General features: G+C 61.9%; 16 protein-coding genes. 10 read left to right on the top strand and 6 right to left on the bottom strand.

Going from position 1 to position 17,025, the window contains the following annotated elements:
- Positions 1-118: 118 nt before the first annotated feature.
- Together AC5ZGW_RS09020 and AC5ZGW_RS09015 are read left to right on the top strand one after the other, a co-directional pair.
- Entirely contained in the window at positions 119-1,111 is a 993-nt protein-coding gene (locus AC5ZGW_RS09020; RefSeq protein WP_130227161.1) for a Bug family tripartite tricarboxylate transporter substrate binding protein, read from the top strand.
- The gene (locus AC5ZGW_RS09015; RefSeq protein WP_130227160.1) at positions 1,111-1,995 is read left to right on the top strand and encodes an MBL fold metallo-hydrolase; all 885 of its coding nucleotides are present in this window, start codon (positions 1,111-1,113) and stop codon (positions 1,993-1,995) included. Before AC5ZGW_RS09020 ends, AC5ZGW_RS09015 begins: the two co-directional genes overlap by 1 nt.
- A 209-nt stretch (positions 1,996-2,204) precedes the next feature.
- Here the strand turns inward: AC5ZGW_RS09015 and AC5ZGW_RS09010 are convergent, their stop codons facing one another.
- Positions 2,205-3,377, bottom strand: a complete 1,173-nt coding sequence (locus AC5ZGW_RS09010; protein ID WP_130227159.1) for a M14 family metallopeptidase — start codon at positions 3,375-3,377, stop codon at positions 2,205-2,207.
- Positions 3,378-3,779: 402 nt separating this feature from the next.
- Between AC5ZGW_RS09010 and AC5ZGW_RS09005 the strand changes: the two genes are divergently transcribed.
- Both AC5ZGW_RS09005 and AC5ZGW_RS09000 read left to right on the top strand, forming a co-directional pair.
- The gene (locus tag AC5ZGW_RS09005) at positions 3,780-4,217 is read left to right on the top strand and encodes a DUF1761 domain-containing protein (RefSeq protein WP_245474806.1); all 438 of its coding nucleotides are present in this window, start codon (positions 3,780-3,782) and stop codon (positions 4,215-4,217) included.
- On the top strand, positions 4,198-4,500 hold the full coding sequence (locus AC5ZGW_RS09000) for a DUF6958 family protein (protein WP_130227157.1): 303 nt from the start codon (positions 4,198-4,200) through the stop codon (positions 4,498-4,500). Before AC5ZGW_RS09005 ends, AC5ZGW_RS09000 begins: the two co-directional genes overlap by 20 nt.
- Before the next feature lie 356 nt (positions 4,501-4,856).
- On the opposite strand, the gene AC5ZGW_RS08995 is transcribed toward AC5ZGW_RS09000, so the two are convergent.
- A complete protein-coding gene (locus tag AC5ZGW_RS08995) occupies positions 4,857-5,462 on the bottom strand; it encodes a JAB domain-containing protein (RefSeq protein ID WP_130227156.1) in 606 nt (201 codons plus the stop codon).
- 205 nt (positions 5,463-5,667) lie between these two features.
- On the opposite strand from AC5ZGW_RS08995, the gene AC5ZGW_RS08990 reads away from it, so the two are divergent.
- From AC5ZGW_RS08990 to AC5ZGW_RS08975, 4 genes are all read left to right on the top strand, one after another.
- Entirely contained in the window at positions 5,668-6,615 is a 948-nt protein-coding gene (locus AC5ZGW_RS08990; protein WP_130227155.1) for a helix-turn-helix domain-containing protein, read from the top strand.
- A gap of 145 nt (positions 6,616-6,760) precedes the next feature.
- Positions 6,761-7,474: an SDR family NAD(P)-dependent oxidoreductase gene (locus AC5ZGW_RS08985; RefSeq protein WP_028163376.1), complete on the top strand. Its 714-nt coding sequence runs from the start codon at positions 6,761-6,763 to the stop codon at positions 7,472-7,474.
- Between the two features lie 10 nt (positions 7,475-7,484).
- Positions 7,485-8,576 carry an NAD(P)H-dependent flavin oxidoreductase gene (locus AC5ZGW_RS08980; protein ID WP_463327033.1) on the top strand — a complete coding sequence of 364 codons (1,092 nt, stop codon included), beginning with the start codon at positions 7,485-7,487 and terminating at the stop codon, positions 8,574-8,576.
- A gap of 76 nt (positions 8,577-8,652) precedes the next feature.
- Positions 8,653-9,372, top strand: a complete 720-nt coding sequence (locus tag AC5ZGW_RS08975) for a DNA-3-methyladenine glycosylase I (protein ID WP_130229465.1) — start codon at positions 8,653-8,655, stop codon at positions 9,370-9,372.
- Here AC5ZGW_RS08975 and map read toward each other — a convergent pair whose 3' ends face one another.
- Both map and AC5ZGW_RS08965 read right to left on the bottom strand, forming a co-directional pair.
- Positions 9,373-10,197 carry a type I methionyl aminopeptidase gene (gene map / locus AC5ZGW_RS08970; RefSeq protein ID WP_028163378.1) on the bottom strand — a complete coding sequence of 275 codons (825 nt, stop codon included), beginning with the start codon at positions 10,195-10,197 and terminating at the stop codon, positions 9,373-9,375. It abuts the gene before it with no gap.
- 113 nt (positions 10,198-10,310) lie between these two features.
- Positions 10,311-11,624: a mechanosensitive ion channel family protein gene (locus AC5ZGW_RS08965; RefSeq protein ID WP_165435528.1), complete on the bottom strand. Its 1,314-nt coding sequence runs from the start codon at positions 11,622-11,624 to the stop codon at positions 10,311-10,313.
- Positions 11,625-11,838: 214 nt separating this feature from the next.
- Between AC5ZGW_RS08965 and AC5ZGW_RS08960 the strand changes: the two genes are divergently transcribed.
- On the top strand, positions 11,839-13,632 hold the full coding sequence (locus AC5ZGW_RS08960; RefSeq protein ID WP_130229466.1) for a potassium/proton antiporter: 1,794 nt from the start codon (positions 11,839-11,841) through the stop codon (positions 13,630-13,632).
- Positions 13,633-13,849: 217 nt separating this feature from the next.
- Here AC5ZGW_RS08960 and AC5ZGW_RS08955 read toward each other — a convergent pair whose 3' ends face one another.
- Both AC5ZGW_RS08955 and AC5ZGW_RS08950 read right to left on the bottom strand, forming a co-directional pair.
- Positions 13,850-15,481: a GmrSD restriction endonuclease domain-containing protein gene (locus AC5ZGW_RS08955; protein WP_165435529.1), complete on the bottom strand. Its 1,632-nt coding sequence runs from the start codon at positions 15,479-15,481 to the stop codon at positions 13,850-13,852.
- A 112-nt stretch (positions 15,482-15,593) separates the two neighbouring features.
- Positions 15,594-16,382 (bottom strand): hypothetical protein, encoded by a 789-nt coding sequence (locus AC5ZGW_RS08950; RefSeq protein WP_130229468.1) that lies wholly within the window; start codon positions 16,380-16,382, stop codon positions 15,594-15,596.
- A gap of 102 nt (positions 16,383-16,484) precedes the next feature.
- Here AC5ZGW_RS08950 and AC5ZGW_RS08945 point away from each other — a divergent pair, with 102 nt between their 5' ends.
- Positions 16,485-16,904 (top strand): PepSY domain-containing protein, encoded by a 420-nt coding sequence (locus AC5ZGW_RS08945; protein WP_463327032.1) that lies wholly within the window; start codon positions 16,485-16,487, stop codon positions 16,902-16,904.
- The last annotated feature ends 121 nt before the right edge of the window (positions 16,905-17,025 follow it).

Here is a 17,025-nt window from a genome sequence, read left to right as displayed (position 1 = left end):
GTGGAATGCACGCCGATTTCGCTGGCTAATCCGGCCTCCGCGTTCGAAGTTCGGCGTGCCTGCAGATTGCGAATTGGAATTGATGCCGGATTCTCATTGTTTGATGGAGCAGATTTCCATGACACCTCATCTGTCTTGCCGCACCAGCCTATTGTCGGTCGCGACCCTGGCGCTCCTCGCAGCATCCGGGCAACCCGCCGCCGCACAGGCGCCGTTTCCGACCGGGACTGTGCGCTTCGTGGCGCCGTTTTCCGCGAGCACGCCGCCGGACATCATCAGCCGCATCGTCTCGAAGGAGCTGACCGAAACCGAGGGCTGGCGCGTCATCGTCGAGAACCGGCCCGGCGGCGTCACGACCATCGCGGCGACGGACGTCCTCACCCAGCCGGCGGATGGCAACAGCCTCTATGCGATGTCCGTACCTTCGGCCGCCGCGCCGTCGCTGGTGCCGAACATCTCGTTCGATCTCGACAGGGACTTCGATCCGGTCGTCAAGGCGACGGTTTCCTACAACGTCCTGGTGGTCAATCCGTCGGTGCCGGCCAACACCGTTGCGGAGCTGGTGGCGCTGCTGAAAAGCCAGCCCGACAAGCTGACCTTCTCTTCGGGCGGCTTCGGCACGCCTGCGCATCTGATCGGTGAGCAGTTCAAGCTGCAGACCGGCACACGGGCGCAGCATGTGCCCTACGCGCAGTTTCCACAGGCGATCGGCGATCTGCTCAATGGTACTAACGCGTTCATGTTCATCACCATGTTGCCCGTGGTCGATCTGATCAAGAGCGGCAACCTGCGGGCACTTGCAGTGACCGGGCCAAAGCGGGTGCCGATCCTGCCCGACGTGCCGACCATCGTCGAGGCCGGCTATCCTTCGCTCGTCGTCGAGGACTGGACCGGTTTCGCGGTCAAGCACGGCACGCCGAAGGAGACGGTCGCGAAGCTCAGCGCGGCGATCAACAAGGCGCTGGAGAAGCCATCGGTGCGCGAGGCGCTGGCGAAGATCGGCGCCGAGCCGGCCGGCGGCACGCCGGAAGAGTTCGGCCGCATGGTCGGCAAGGAAGTCGCCCACTGGCACAAGGTGGTCGCCGACGCAGGGATCAAGGTCCAGCAGTGATGGCGGCCGGTTTTCGAGTCACTCTTCTCGGGACGGGGACGCCCATCCCCCGTCCCGACCGCTTTGGTCCCAGCACGCTGATCGAGGCGGGCGACAACACGGTCCTGATCGATGCCGGCCGTGGCGCGACGATGCGCCTGTTCCAGCTTGGCGTCCCGATCGGCGCCATAGATGCGCTGTTGCTCACGCATTTCCATTCCGATCACACTGTTGGCATTCCCGACCTTTGGCTGACGGGGTGGCTGAGCTCGCACTTCGGCAACCGGCAGCGCCCATTCAAGACAATCGGACCCATCGGCACCGAGAAATTGATGCGCCACCTCGAAGCGGCCTATGCGCAGGATATCGAGATCCGCATCGAGGACGAGAGGCTCGCGCGCGAGCATGCCGCGATCAGTGTCGAGGAGTTTGCGAAGGACGGTATCGTCTATCGGGCCGGAGACCTCGTCATCATCGCGTTTGCGGTCGATCACGGTGATGCGATCAAGCCGGCCTTCGGCTATCGCGTCGAGTACCGCGGCCGGGTGGCGGTGATCTCCGGTGACACAAGGTACAACGAGAATGTTCTGCACTATGGCCAGGGCGCCGACCTGATGGTGCATGAAGTGGCAATGGCGCGCCCCGAGCTTCTCAACGAAGCCTACATCCAACGCATCGTCAATCACCACACCTCGCCGCAGGAAGCGGGACGAGTGTTTGCACAGACGAGACCGGAACTCGCTGCATTTACACATCTCGTCATGCTCGCCAGCGAAAACGTGATGGCGCCGACTGTCGATGAGTTGATCGCGGCGACCCGCGAGACCTATGCGGGACAGCTGATAGTCGGCGAGGACCTGATGAGCTTCGAGATCGGTGAGACAATCAGTGTGCGGCGCACTTGAAACTTGGTCCAGAGAGTTTCTCTTCGGGTCAATCGCGTCGATCGACCCCTGCGGTTATAAACTTCCGATCGGCCCTGCGGAGCGGACGTCCTCAACGCCCGTCTAAAGGGCTCCGACGGGCCAGTGAGAGACATTCACCAAGGATGAGGGAGCCTGGTGAACGGCCACGGTGACAAATCGCGTCACCGGCCTTGAGGTCGATGCGGCAACTACTCGGGATAGATCTGGACCTCCTCTGGCCCTGGCTTGTTGAAAAGGATGAATACTAAGGGATTGCCCGGCTCGGACATTGCATCGCTGCGCTGGCCCGTTATCTCTCCGGTCACGTCGCTTGTATACTCCGCAACCACCTCACCGAAGCTATCGCGCTGGATGGCAACCTTCTGTCCGGTTGTGACCTTGTCGTTGAGTCTGACCAGATGCTCAACGAGACCGCCCGCGGTGGCCAGGATCGGGTGCGCGCTGTTGCCGACAAAGACAGTCACGTCCTTGCCTGTACGTCCCATTGGCCCGGCAACGATGCCGTGATGCTTGAGGACGTTCATTGTGCCTTCCACGAAGAGCGAGATCATCTCGAGGTCCAGGCCGCGCGCAGCGCCGATTTCCGGTGTGAAGGACGGGATGCCCACGTCCATAAACGCGTTGTGCAGGACACCGGGATATACATGATTGTTGAAGATCTGACCGACGGGATAGAGTTCCACCATCGCCTTGACCTCGGGCACATCCATGCCGCCAACATTGAATGCGGTGGCTTCGAATCCGGTTGTCCCTGTGTGGAAGTCGATCGCGAAGTCGGCGTTTGGCCGAAGCAGCCGGTTGAACAGAAGCCCAGCGTGTCGGCTGGGTGCGGTGGCGCCGTTCTCGTTCCCGGGCCACTCCCGATTGATATCAATCAGATCGCTGCCTCTGCTCTGGTTGGGCCATCTGCGCTGCATGCTTTCCAAGGCCGGGCGGGACACGTCCGTGACCGCCATCACCGTGCCCGACATCTGCGCCGGGTCGAGTTGGCTCATCACGGTCTGGACCGTATGCACAGAACTCACCTCGTCCCCATGGACGCCACTGGTCAGGACGCCGCGCTTGCCCGGCTTTGCTCCCTTGGCGACCGTCACAGACACATACCAGTGCTGTCCGGTTGGCATCTCAACGCCCTGAAAATACAAAAGGTGCTTCTTGCCGGGCTCCAAGTCATTGACGTCGAGCGCGCTGACGACCTTCTTTCCGCCTATCGTGTCTCCGGTAAAAGCGGTTCCTCGTGATGCAGTCGCTGCCCGCGTACTCGGGGGGGCAGAGCTGGCCGCGAGCGCAGCTGAGGCACCGATTGCGGTGACCAAGAAGTGACGGCGATTAAGGCTGTCCGGTCCCTGATTGTTAGACATCGCGGAGACCCTTTCGCGTTAGGTCGTTACCCCGAGCCGCACACAGACTATCACAAAATTCAACCAGAAGTCGGCTCCGGGTCAATCGGGTCGATTTTGCGACGTCAGCTTTAGCGTCCGCTGTCCACAATATCGGACATTATCACGTCCGATTGGGACCGGTCTGCGAGGCGGGGAAGAGCGGTCCGATCGGTGTCGACGCGGTCCTTCAGCGGAGCAGCCATCGGCGTCGCCAACAGCTTTCGAGCTCACGGGACGGCCGCGAAAAAGATTCGCAGAGTGTCGGAATGAGCGGTCCTTGTCCGTCCTTTGGGGCGGACGGCAATCCAGGAGAACCACAATGGATAGCGATACCGATACCGACCAGAGAGACCGCCTATGCTCCGAATAAACTATTTGGCGGTGATCGCGGCGGCTACTGCGGCGCTTTTGGAGGGCGCGGTGTGGTACAGCCCGCTGCTGTTCGGCGAGGCGTGGACGACGCTGCGTGGCATGGACCCCGGCGCCATGGCCAATCCGAAAATACCGATCGGGGAGATGATCGCCGAGTTTGCTCGCGCCCTCGTCGTCGCCTACGTACTTGCGCGCTTCGTCGTGCTTTTTGGGGTCGTGGATTGGAAGGGGGCGGTTCAGATTGGAATCTGGGTGTGGGTTGGTTTTCAAGCCACGGCCGTTATGGGCGCCGTCATTCACGAGAACTACCCGTGGGCGCTTTATGCCATTCATGCCGGTGACGCGCTCGTGAAGACCCTTGTTATGGCCGCTATTCTCGGCACGTGGCCCAAGTCGAAGGTATCGCCTGAGGCAAGGAGCGCCGGAGATGGCAAAGAACAAAACTGAAAAGATCGACATGGAAAACGTGAACCATCGCGGGCACGTCAAAAGCGTTGACGCGGACATGTACGAAGCAACGAAACGGGCATTCCTGAAGATACTTCCGAAGACATCGCCGGGTCTGACAGCGGATGAAGTTCGAGAAAGGGTGATTGCTTACTTACCCGAGGACCTGTTCCCGGGTGGCGCCAAGGCGGGTTGGTGGACAAAGGCCGTTCAACTCGATCTGGAGGCCAAAGGTGTTATTGCGCGAGAGAAAACGAGGCCGCTGCGTTGGCGTAAGGCATGACGTCGCTAGACTCGCTTTCAAGAAGCGCGAGCGGTCCGGCCGCACCCTCGTCTCACTTCAAGTTGCCTCGGCAAGCGATCACGCCCCCTGCACGACGAGATCGATTGCGGCGTCACCAACCATTTCCCACTGAGGATGGCGGCGAATAGCAACCACCGCTTGCCTCGCGTTGCGGAGAGAGGCACAGCGCCGCAGCGCAAAGCTTGGCGCAACTCTGGGCACTGCATCGTGCAAAATCGTAAACTGGCGCGCCCGACACGATTCGAACGTGTGACCTTTGCCTTCGGAGGGCAACGGCGCCAGATATTCCTTCAACTGACCACAAATTTGGACCGAAAATCACGTTCGATCATTGCCTAAGTATGCTCAACCATGATTGAGCGTGAAGACGGCCCGCGAGTGGGATTGTTGTGGACCAGGATCAGCGCGGTGGCAGACAGTTCCAGCGCGCGCTTGATCACTTCGCGTGGATAGACCGGCGTGTGGTCGACGGTGCCGATCTGCTGCACCTCATCGGCAATGAGCTGGTTGCGCTTGTCGAGGAACAGGAGGCGAAACTGCTCCTTGTCGGCGAAGGCCATGCTCGAACGGCAATAGTCGAGCACGTCGTTCCATGACGACAGCGCCTTGCGCCGCTTCACCTCGCCCTTGGCGACGCGGCTCGCGGCGGCCGCGATCAGCTTGAGCTGGTTGACCGAGGCTTCGCCGATGCCCTCGACCTCGCGCAGGCGGGCGACGGGCGCATGGATCACCTCGGCAAACGAGCCGAAGCGTCTCAGCAATTCCTTGGCGAGCGGCTTGGTGTCGCGCCGTGGGATCGAGGCAAACAGCGCCATCTCGAGCAGTTCATAGTCGCTCAGCGCGTCGGGCCCGGCGCTATGGAAGCGTTCGCGCAGGCGCTCCCGATGGCCGTGGTAATGCGGCGTCTCGGCGGGCTGGTCTGTGTTGGTCTTGGCGGGCATCGGCGCCAAACATGCCGTGCCGCGCGGTTTTTGCAACCATGAAGTGCCGCGGACGCATCGAAGCCTTCGACATGCGCCAGAAGACCGGCCGGTCTTGATCGCTTCCGCGTGATGGGCGGCCAGCAATCGTTGCGATTTGGCTGCGAGCCGGCCACATTGGGGTGGCTGGGGATTTCGTCGATTGCCGGATATCGGGTTATGTCGAATGAATTCCACCCATAAAAAGCTCAACTTCGCATCTCAACCAGAGCAACCGGCGTCGCCAGGGGCACACGGTTTCGGAAGCTACGGCGCCTCGGGGCTTCTGGCGTCTTCCACCGATCGGGGCTGGTCGGGCATAGCGGCGGAGCTTCGCAGTCACAGTAGTGGCACGATCGCCTGGAAGAGCCCGCAGCCGGACATCGAAATCTGCATCGACGTCCGGGGCAATGGGTCCGTGGTCACGCGCGAGAGGTATGGCGTCACCGATCGCAGCGTCTCCGAACGTGGGACGATCTGGGTTTCGCCGCCGGTGGCCGAGCATGGCCTGATCGATTTGTCCGATCCCGTTCCGGCGGTCCTGCACATTTATCTGCCGCCGAGCCGGTTTTCGCCGGAGAGCTTTGGCGAAGGGCTCGCCCCATGCGTTGTGACGTCGCTGCGTCATGAAAGCAGTTTTCGCGATCCGCTTCTGGCCGAGATCGCCTATGCACTCACCTCCGAGCTGGAGCGCGAGACGTCTGCCGGCCGGCTTCTCGCGGAGACGCTGGCCTCGAGTCTGGCCGCAAGATTGGTTCAAAACCATTTCGGCAAGCTATCGCTCGACTTCCTCGCACCCCGCGAGGGACTTGACCGGCGCAGGCTGGCGCGTGTGCTGGATTACATCGAGACGAATTTGGAGGGCGAATTGACGGTCCGCCATCTGGCATCGATCGCGTGCCTGAGCCAGTTTCATTTCGCCCGCGCGTTCAAGGCAGCCGTCGGCCGATCGCCGCATCGTTACGTCAGCGCCCGGCGGCTCGAACGTGCCAAGGAATTGCTGGGACAAAGGGAGCAGCCGCTGGCCGATATCGCGCTCAGGCTCAGATTTTCGTGCCAAGCCAATTTCACCCGCGCGTTCCGGCAGGCAACCGGCCTGACGCCCGCTCAGTACCGCCGCAGCGTCGTGGCCTGATTTGTTACGGATGTAACCGATCTGCGTCCGCTGATCCTGACAGCGGCAAGAAATGACAAAAGCTGAGCAACCGAGGCAAAGCCGCGTCCGGTCGCATCGTGCATCTATCGCTCCGATAAACCCCAGGCAATTGCGAGGAGCGAACATGACATCAGAGCGAAAGGTCGTCATCATCACCGGCGCGTCACGCGGCATTGGCGCGGAATTGCTGAAAGCCTATCGCGAAAACGGCTACCGCGTCGTGGCCACCGCCCGTTCGATCGGCAAGAGCGATGATCCGTCGGTCCTCATGATCGAGGGCGACATTGCACACCCCGAGACGGCCGAGCGCATCTTTAAGCTGGCGATCGAGCGTTTCGGTCGCATAGATACGCTCGTCAACAATGCCGGCGTGTTCATTGCCAAGCCTTTTACCGAATATTCCGCCGCCGATTTCGCAAAGATGGTCGCGGTCAATCTCGCCGGATTCTTTCATCTGACCCAGAAGGTCGCAGCGAGAATGCTGCAGACGGGTTCTGGCCACATCGTCAACATCACCGCCACGATCGCCGAACAGCCGATGACATCGCTCGCAGCGGGTCTTGCGGCGCTGACCAAGGGCGGGCTCAACGCGATCACGCGCTCGCTCGCGATCGAATATGCGCCCCGGAATATCCGGGTGAATGCCGTTTCGCCGGGCGCGATCAGCACGCCGATGCATTCGCCGGAGGCGCATGGTTTTCTCGCCGCGCTGCAGCCGATCGGTCGGATGGGCACGACGCAGGAGGTCGTCGATGCCGTGATGTATCTGGAGAAGGCAGCCTTCGTCACCGGCGAGATCCTGCATGTCGATGGCGGCTGGTCCGCCGGTCGCGGCTAGGAGATGCGAGATGTGGTCCGACCGTCGTCTGCTTGAATTGTTTGGAATCGAACATCCGATCGTGCTGGCACCGATGGCGGGTTTCGCCACGGTTGAGCTCGCTTCCATCGTCGCCGATGCCGGCGGCCTCGGCTCGATCGGCTGCGCCACCATGGACCCGCAGCGCGCCGCCGATGCGATCACACAGATGCGGCGGCTGACCAGCAAGCCGGTCAGCCTCAATTTCTTCTGCCACGAGCCGGCGAAGGCCAATGCGGGGCGCGAGCGTGCGTGGCACGAGACGCTGTCACCCTATTATCGCGAGCTCGGAATTGACGATCAGACACCGCCGCCGCGCACCGATCTTGCGCCGTTTGGCAGTGCGATGTGCGAATTCGTCGAGGACGCGAGGCCGGAGGTGGTGAGCCTCCATTTCGGCTTGCCTGCACCGCCATTGCTGGCACGGATCAAGGCGGCAGGCTGCAAGGTGATCTCGTCGGCGACGACGGTTGCGGAAGCGCGCTGGCTGGAAGACCATGGCGCGGATGCAGTCATTGCCCAGGGCTATGAAGCCGGCGGCCACCGGGGCACGTTCCTCGATCGCGACCGGAACTGGGCGGTCGCTTCGCAGCTCGGCACCTTCGAGCTGGTGCCGCAGGTCACTGACGCGGTCAGCGTGCCCGTGATCGCCGCCGGCGGCATCGCCGATGGGCGCGGCATCGCCGCTGCTCTTGCCCTCGGCGCCTCCGGAGTCCAGATCGGGACCGCTTTCCTGCTTTGCCCCGAGGCGGCGACGCCGCCGCTGCACCGCGACGCCTTGCGCCAGGCGCGCGAGCTTGGCACCGTGATGACCAACGTGCTCTCAGGCCGGCCGGCGCGCGCCATGGTCAACCGCTTCGTCGCCGAGGTCGGCCCTCTGTCCGACGCTGCACCGGATTTTCCGTTGCCGATGGGCGAGCTGGCACCGCTGCGGGCCGCGGCGGAGCGGAAGGGAAGCCGCGACTTCACCCCGATCTGGGCAGGACAGGGCGCTGCGCTGGCACGTGAGCTCCCGGCCAAGGCGCTGATGCAGACCTTGGTGAAGGAGGCCGTCGAGCGTCTGAAGCATATCAGGGGCGGCTGAGATCCGCCGCATTGGCATCACGGCGTGCGTCACGCTATGATCGTCCGTCCCTGCCAATGCAAAGAGGTCTCGCCGCGTGACGTCGTTTAGGGCTATTCGGGCGCGGGCCGAGAAGCGCAAGGGCGGCGCGAAAGCGCTGGAGAAGCTGCTGCCGCCGGCGCCGAACGCGAAATCTCTGGCTAAGCTGAAAGACGATCGCGTTCTCGCCGAGATGACGAAGCGGGTGTTCTGCGCCGGCTTTGCCTGGAGCGTGATCGACGCAAAATGGCCGGGCTTCGAGGAGGCCTTCCTCGGTTTCCAGGTGGAGAAGCTCGCCTTCGAGCCGGACGAATTCTGGGAGCGGCTCACGAGCGATGCGCGCATCGTGCGCAACGGCGCCAAGATCATGTCGGTGCGTGACAACGCCCGCTTCGTGCAGGAGATCGCGGCTGAGCACGGCAGCTTCGGCAAATTCTTGGGCGATTGGCCGTCCTCCGACGAAATCGGGCTGTTGAACCTTCTGGTCAAGCGCGGCAGCCGGCTCGGCGGCAATACCGGCCAGATGCTGCTGCGTTTCCTCGGCTGGGACGGCTTTGTCACATCAAGGGATGTCGTCGCCTGCCTGCGCGACGCCGGCCTCGATATCGCGGAAGAGGTGAAGTCGAAAGGCGATCTCGCCAAGGTGCAGGCGCAGTTCAACGCCTGGGCCAAGGAGACCGAGCTGCCTTATGTGCATCTCTCCCGCATCTGCGCGATGTCGATCGGGGAGAATTACGAGCCGGCCGAGCTCACGCGACGCATGGGCGGCGATGACTGATCAGACCACCGTCCACGGCTTCTCGCCGCTCCGCTGGGACAGCGTGAAGATCTCCACGCCATCGGCGGTCACGCCGACCGAATGTTCGAACTGTGCCGACAGCGAGCGGTCGCGCGTCACCGCGGTCCAGCCGTCGGACAGGATCTTCACATGCGGCTTGCCGAGATTGATCATCGGCTCGATGGTGAAGAACATGCCTGGCTTCAACGCCACGCCTTCGCCGGGCCGGCCGACATGGATGATGTTCGGCTCGTCGTGGAACATGCGCCCGAGGCCGTGGCCGCAGAAATCGCGCACCACGCTCATGCCCTGCGGCTCGACATAGCTCTGGATCGCATGGCCGATGTCGCCGGTGGTGGCGCCGGGCTTCACCGCGGCGATGCCCCGCATCATCGCCTCATAGGTCACCTCGATCAGCCGCTCGGCTTTGCGCGCGATCGGCCCGACCGCATACATGCGGCTGGAATCGCCATACCAGCCGTCGACGATGAAGGTGACGTCGATATTGACGATGTCGCCTTCCTTCAGTGGGCGGTCGCCGGGCATGCCGTGGCAGACCACATGGTTCAGCGAGGTGCAGGTCGAATAGCGATAGCCGCGATACATCAGCGTCGCCGGATAGGCGCCATGGCTGAAGGCGAACTCGCGCACGAACTGGTCGATCTTGGAAGTCGGGATCCCCGGCTTGACGATGTCGGTGAGCTCATCGAGGCATTTCGACACCAGCGCGCCCGCTTTGCGCATGCCGACAAAGCCGCTTTGTCCGTGCAGCTTGATCTGGCCGGTCTTGCGTAGGGAGGTGTCGGTTGCTTCGATATAGCTCATGTTCGGGTCATTTGGCGGGGTCTGTCGGACGGGCGATAATTCACCTAATTTAATGATCGAGGCGGCCAGCGCAAGCCAAGGTTGGGGCCGAAATGGCCTTTCCTGCCATGGATTTAGCTGGAAGTCTCGATCACGGTCTCGACCGGCAGGGCGCCGCGGACCCGAAGTTCCCGCACTGGATAGGGCACGCGGATGCCCTCGCGCTTGAAGGCGTCCCACAGCGCCAGCATCACGTCGCTTTTGACGTTGTCGAGGCCATCGGGATCGCCAATCCAGAAGGTCAGCGAGAATTTCATCCCGGCTTCGGCGAATTCGGTCAGGATGCAGTTTGGCGGCTTGCCTTTCAATGCCCGCGGCGCCGCGGCGGCGATCTCGATGGCGAGCTTGCACACCAGCCGCGGATCGGCCTCGTAATTGGTGCCGAAGGGGATTTTGACCAGCGTGTTCTTGTCGGTATAGGTCCAGTTGACGACCTTCTGCGTCACCAGGTCCTCGTTCGGGATCAGGAATTCGCGGCCGTCGCCGGCGGCTACCGAGATGTAGCGGGTTTTCATCGCGCTGATGCGCCCCGAATTGTCGCCGATGGTGACGAGGTCGCCGGGCTTCACCGACTTGTCAGCGAGCAGGATGATGCCCGAGATGAAGTTGGCGACGATCTTCTGCAGGCCGATACCGATACCGACACCGACCGCGCCGGAGAACACCGCGAGCGCTGACAGGTTGATGCCGACCGCGCTCAGCGCGATGGCGATCGCGACCACCATCAGCCCGATGCGGATGATCTTGATCAGGAGCACCTGGACCGACGGCGTCAGGTCGGTGGCGCGGTTGATGCGGCTCTCGACGAAATTGCTCGCGATGTTGGTGAGCCACAGCGCCAGGATCACCAGCGCGCCGGCTTTGATCAGGAGCAGCGGCGTCAACCGCAGGCCGCCGACCTCGATCGCGACCGAATCCAGCGTCTCGGCCGTCGCATCGAGCTGGCCGATGATGCTGAGCGCCGCGACGATCCAGGCCCCCACCGACACCAGGCGGACGATGAAGGCGTTGCGGATGACCGACGCCACCAGGGAGATGACGAGCCAGGCCAGCGCCAGCTTGGCCGAGACTACGATCAGGTAGCTGCGGCTCGGCCAGGTCGAATGCGCCATGATGATGCGCGTCGCGATCATCAGGAGCGCGAACACCGCGGTCGAGGCGCTGCCGACCAGCACGCGGATGAAATGCCTGAGCGGCAGCGGCAGGTGCGACGCCAGCGAATCCGTGTCGACCCGTAGGCGGATCGCGGCGTCGGCCGCATAGGCGATGCCGGCGGCGGCCAGGATGATGCCGAACTGCAGATAGAACCAGGGCGAGGTGACCTCCGCTCCGACCGACCGTGCGGCCATCTGCAGGGTCTCGATGACGTCCTTCAGCTCCATTTCCATCGGCGAAATCTCATGAAGTGCAGATTCAAGCGAATTTGATTCGAACGGTCGGCACGATCCCACAAACGCGACGCGCGGACCATCGCCACAACTGGCGTGCGAGGTGAGGCTGGGCGCAAAACCAGAAGTCTGACGCCATGTTCAGAAAATGGGTTGGCGTCGAACTGTGGCGACGGTAAGGATGCATTGCAACTCTTCTCTTTCCCTACGGCGTATGGCTTCTCTCGATCAGGTCAGCATAGCCATCCTGCTTGGCGCAGTTCTCGTGATGGCCGGCATCCTGTCGAGCCTTTTGGCGCTGCGCTTTGGCGCCCCCCTGCTGCTGGTCTTCCTCCTGATCGGCATGCTCGCGGGCGATGCCGGTCCCGGCCACCTGCAGTTCGACGACGTCCGCACCACCTATCTGGTGGGCTCGGTGGCGCTGGCGCTGATCCTGTTCGATGGCGGACTACGCACGCGCTTCCAAAGCATCCGTGCCGTGCTGGCGCCCTCGATGGTGCTCGCGACCGGCGGCGTGCTGTTGACCGCGCTGATCACGGCGCCGGTGGCCAAATATATGCTCGACCTCTCCTGGACCGAGGCATTGCTGGTCGGGGCCGTGGTGGCTTCGACCGACGCCGCGGCGGTATTCCTGCTGGTCCACACCCAGGGGTTGCGCCTGCGCCCGCGCGTCGGCGCCACGCTGGAGGCCGAAAGCGGCACCAACGATCCCTTCGCGATCTTCCTGACGCTGATGCTGGTGGAATTCATCTCCCTCGGAGAAAGCTCGGCGTCGCACATCGTCCTGGAGTTCGTCCGCGAGGCCGTGCTTGGGGCGATCGTGGGCGTGATCGGCGGCCGGCTGGTCGTGATCGCCATGAACCGCGTCGCTCTGCCGCAGGGCCTGCACGCGCCATTCGTGACCACGGCGGCGCTCGTGATCTTCGGCGCGGCGCAGATCGCCCATGCCTCCGGCTTCCTCGCCGTCTATCTCGCCGGCATCATTATCGGCAACCGCCCGACGCGCGCGCACAGCTCGGTGGTCGCGTTCCTCGACGCCGCGACCTGGCTCGCGCAGATCGTGATGTTCGTGCTGCTCGGGCTCCTGGTGTCGCCGCACCGCGTGCTCAGCAGCCTGGGTGCTTCGGTCGTGGTGGCGCTGGCGCTGATGCTGCTGGCGCGGCCGCTTGCCGTGTTCGCCTGCCTGGCGCCGTTCCGCTTCAACTGGCGGGAGAAGGTGTTCATCGCCTGGACCGGGCTGCGCGGCGCGGTTGCGATCTTCCTCGCCTCGATCCCGATGCTGGTGGGCCTGTCGAAGGCCTATCTCTATTTCGATGTCGCCTTTGTCGTCGTCATCATCTCGCTTTTGCTGCAGGGCTGGACCCTGGCGCCGGCGGCGCGTCGGCTGCACGTGGCGCTGCCGCGCGTCGACCGCGGCCCGCGGCGCGTCGAACTGGACCTGCCCGGTCAGCTCGAGCAGCAGCTCGTCGGCTATCCCGTCGGCGCGAAGAGCCTGTTTTTCCGCCGCGGATTGCTGCCGTCCTGGTCGAGGCCGACGCTGGTGATCCGCGACGAGAACATTCTCTCCCCCGCCGAGGCCGACCCGATCGCGCCCGGCGACTACCTCTATCTGCTGGCGCCGCCGGAGCGGGCGGAAGCGCTCGACCGCTTCTTCGTCGACATGCCGCCAAGCACCGCGCCGGACCCGCATCTGCTCGGCGACTTCGTGGTCTCCGGCGAGCATACGCTTGGCGAGCTTGCCGAGATCTACGGCGTGACCGTCGATGAGGACCAGAAGAAGCTGACGCTGTCGGACTATTTCGACATCCATCTCGACCGAGCGCCGAAGGAAGGCGCGGAGCTCGCGCTGGACAGCATCGTCCTGGTCGCGCGCAGCCTCGGTGGTGGCAGGGTCAATGTCGTCGGCCTGCGCCTGCCGGAGGAAGAGGAGCCGGTCGTGCCGGCGACCCGGCTGCAGCAGTTCAAGCGCAAGCTCGCCGGGATCTGGACATCGGTCGCAGGCGTCTAAAGTCGCGCCCCGAAAGAGAGCGTAGCCCGGCTGGAGCGCCAGCGTAACCCGGGACCGCTTGCAAACCTTGATGGAGATGTCCCGGGTTGCGCGGCTGTTTCGCGGGACGACAGAATCGTAGGGTGGGCAAAGCGCAGCGTGCCCACCGTTTCTTGCTCCGAACGTGGAGACAGTATCCCACTCGAGTTGCGCGTGATACGCGCAAACCGATCGTTGGTCACGCGGAGACCTTCGTGGTATTCCTTTCAACAGGCCGCATCAGTGCCTTAGCAGTACTATCGCAATATGGGTGTAGCCATTGGCTGTTGTCGATGTCTGCTGCACCGCCTTGCGATTTTTCCTTTATGTGATCCAGATGCATGGATTTTTTGTCGATGCGTGCACCGCATAGTTTGCAAACAAACGCGTTTGCTAGAACGTCGGTAAGTAGTTTGGCGTTCTTTGCGTCTTGGGAAAAGGCCTTCGCTCTCTTTGAGGGGGTTGGACGCTCCTTGACCAACATCTGATACTTCTCATTAGCTGCTAGATCTGTCTCAACCTGCGCCTCACTGCGACCGGCCTTAATACGATCAAGAACGAACTGGTAGTAGTCGCGGATCGGCAGATATCCCTTCACCATGCTTCCGTGGCGAATTGTGAGTTGATTTATGAACATCTTATGATTCACCAAGAAAGTCTCGAACGCGGCGCGATGCTTTGTAAACTCTAGGAAACCGTCGATTTTTTCCATGTCTTTTATGAACTGAGCGACCGCCAAAACGGTTGTCGGCTGGTGTCTGATATTGGTGGCGTAGAAATACACACCGGGATGCAATCCAAGCGACGCAGGATGCGTTGTAGTGATACGGTGAACCAAGCGTTCAGTTTCTTTAATCGTGGATACCGTGGGCGTTTCATCTGGCTTCGCGTGTCCTTGCGGAACGAGATACTTTTTCTTGTTTTTTCCTGCATCCTCAACCGCAAGGCTGTTTGCTATGTTTACAAGATCAAAGATCAAGGGCAGCGTCTGCGAGCCGTAACCATGACCTGCAACTGGTAAATCCTCAGATCGAGGCGGAGTCTGTAAAGGAGGGCTATACAAGGCCGAATAGATCGCCTTGCCCGTTTCAACGACTGCTTTCTGCCCATCGGGAGAGAACGAATCCCAATACTTCGTTCCCGTGGCATTGCGGACTATCGTGCGGGCAGCAACCGCATTAGGTTTCGAACGAGCATTCAGAATCTTTAGCTCCGTTGCGTCGATCTCGACCGCAGACTGGTTGATGGTGAAAAATGCTTTCTCAGCCTTCGTCGCGTCATTTCCAGGAACCCACAGCAACGGGACTTTCGCATGAGCTAACCCGCGCACCTTACCCGTAAGTTCCGGAACGCTATTGGGCTCGGCAGTTTCGCTCCGCCACTGAGCGTAAGAAAGAACCCGCTTATTGACCAGTTCTCGGGTCTTGTGATGCATACGCTCCTGCTGTTCAGGTACTTTGCCGTAAAACCTCAGAGAGCGACTTCCCGCGCCATAGTCGTCCATTATCCAGGCTATGATGGCGCTTAAACGATGGGCGCCATCGATAATGAACGTGAGCCGAGCCGGCGACTGCCAGCAAATGACCGACGGAATAAGATCATTGCTTACGAAAGCTTCGATGAAGTCGCAGACGGCGCTGGGTGTCCACGCCGCCGTTTCTCTCTGGAAATCGGGCTTTCTTAGTGTCTCAAAAAATGATTCTCTGGCTGTTAAGTCGGTCGCTGAAGCAGAGGGTTTCCCGAGTTCACCAGCAGTGGTGCTGGTGTTGTCCGGCGGTGCAATAAAATCTTCCCTCGGAATGAGTGCATCAAGATTGACTACCTCTGCCACGTAACTGCCCCCCGACCGCATAAGTTGTAGTTTGGGGGTATGTAAACCGTCTTTCATGTGCAGTCAAAGTGATAGCCGCCCTTATCAAGGGGTGGCGGCCGCAATGATCTGCTTATCTTCTGAGGGAGCTTGCATCGTTCGCGAACGTCCTGATCAGTTCGCTGAGGTCGTCGTCGGCCGATGTGATGCTGTCGTTTCCATCTTCCGGATTTGGCTCGAGACGAATCTCGGGGGCGCTCCGGATGCGCGGGGCGATGGCGGCTGCCCTGGTGCTGCGGACATCGGGTGCTGCGCGCGGCACCACCGCGACCTTTGGCGCGTGAATCTTCGGCGGGCTGCGATCCGGCTCGGTCCGCGCATGTGGCGATCTCGGTTCTTGATCGACCGATGGCTGATGCACTTCGGGCGATGCCGCCGGCGTGGATTCCTTTCGTGCGGCTTTCGCGATGATCTCGTTGACGATCGCGCCGAGGCGGCCCTTGTCCGGCTGTGCCAGATAGCTATTGGCGAATTCATCGACATAGTGCTGGCCGTAGTCGGACAGCACCGCGGCCAGTCGCGCCAGATCGGGATCGCTCTCGACCAGGCGGCGCCATACTTCCTTGTCGTAAGCGGAGGCGTCGGCGCTCGAGGTCGTTTGCGGTGCCGGCAAGGGGGGAGGTTCCGGAGTGATCGGAACAGTTTCTGCGTTGGCCGGAGGCACTTCGGCAAGTGCGATAGCCGGCTTCGGACGCGCATCGAGGGCGGCGGACTCCGTCTTCTCGGACTTTCGCCGCTTCCGCTCGGCGACCTGCAGCGACACGAGGCCGATGCCCATCAACAGAAAGCCGAGAGCGGCCCAGGCCACCGTGAGGCACAGGACGAATCCTGTGAGCAGCAAAACCCAACCAGCAATACGCATGGCACGCCTTTCTTCCGGCAACAATTTGGCGCGCTCGGGCGGATTTGGCAAATCGACAAGCTTTGTCCTTAAAGCAAACGAATCTGTGAACGAGTCGAGCCGATGTCTTTTGCCGAGCACCGCGGGGAACCGTCACATTGTCGCCAATCGGCGGTCAACAAGCGGTTGCAACCGCTGCGGATCACCCAGTTTCGCTGTGAAATGGGAACCAATACGCCTCGAGGGCTGTTGGTGCCTGCCGTAACGAACTTTCACCAGGAGTGGCACATGCGAAAATTCATCCTCCCGATGATCGTGGTTATGACCCTTGGAATTGCGACGCACGCCAGGGCTTATGATTCTGGCGATCTCATATCGATGCAGAGAGCACTGGCGATCGCGACCGATCTCGGGCTCGTAACCGTATCTCACACTGAATTTGCCGGCTATGAATGGCAAATCGAGGGGCGGGATCTCGAAGGCCGGTACATGGAAGTCGATGTCGACGCCCGCACCGGTGCGGTGCTCAACGTCGATCGATAAACCTGCGAGGTGCTGCTTGATGCGCCCTCGCCCCTTGTGGGAGAGGGCTACTCCGGCGTCAGCACGCACCCGCTTGGGTGAGGGGTCTCTCTCCACGCGCACCGTGCCCGCGGCGACGACC

This window comes from Bradyrhizobium sp. Crot121, from assembly GCF_059512385.1.
This window is presented reverse-complemented; position numbering and strand designations above follow the sequence as displayed.

Excerpts from the sequence above, each read along its gene's own strand:
- AC5ZGW_RS08980 (WP_463327033.1), top strand. The coding sequence starts at position 7,485 with ATGTGGTCCGACCGTCGTCTGCTTGAATTGTTTGGAATCGAACATCCG.
- AC5ZGW_RS08960 (WP_130229466.1), top strand. The coding sequence starts at position 11,839 with ATGGCTTCTCTCGATCAGGTCAGCATAGCCATCCTGCTTGGCGCAGTT.
- map (WP_028163378.1), bottom strand. The coding sequence starts at position 10,197 with ATGAGCTATATCGAAGCAACCGACACCTCCCTACGCAAGACCGGCCAG.
- AC5ZGW_RS08985 (WP_028163376.1), top strand. The coding sequence starts at position 6,761 with ATGACATCAGAGCGAAAGGTCGTCATCATCACCGGCGCGTCACGCGGC.
- AC5ZGW_RS09020 (WP_130227161.1), top strand. The coding sequence starts at position 119 with ATGACACCTCATCTGTCTTGCCGCACCAGCCTATTGTCGGTCGCGACC.
- AC5ZGW_RS09000 (WP_130227157.1), top strand. The coding sequence starts at position 4,198 with ATGGCAAAGAACAAAACTGAAAAGATCGACATGGAAAACGTGAACCAT.
- AC5ZGW_RS08965 (WP_165435528.1), bottom strand. The coding sequence starts at position 11,624 with ATGGAAATGGAGCTGAAGGACGTCATCGAGACCCTGCAGATGGCCGCA.
- AC5ZGW_RS08995 (WP_130227156.1), bottom strand. The coding sequence starts at position 5,462 with ATGCCCGCCAAGACCAACACAGACCAGCCCGCCGAGACGCCGCATTAC.
- AC5ZGW_RS08990 (WP_130227155.1), top strand. The coding sequence starts at position 5,668 with ATGAATTCCACCCATAAAAAGCTCAACTTCGCATCTCAACCAGAGCAA.
- AC5ZGW_RS08950 (WP_130229468.1), bottom strand. The coding sequence starts at position 16,382 with ATGCGTATTGCTGGTTGGGTTTTGCTGCTCACAGGATTCGTCCTGTGC.
- AC5ZGW_RS09015 (WP_130227160.1), top strand. The coding sequence starts at position 1,111 with ATGGCGGCCGGTTTTCGAGTCACTCTTCTCGGGACGGGGACGCCCATC.
- AC5ZGW_RS08945 (WP_463327032.1), top strand. The coding sequence starts at position 16,485 with ATGTCTTTTGCCGAGCACCGCGGGGAACCGTCACATTGTCGCCAATCG.
- AC5ZGW_RS09010 (WP_130227159.1), bottom strand. The coding sequence starts at position 3,377 with ATGTCTAACAATCAGGGACCGGACAGCCTTAATCGCCGTCACTTCTTG.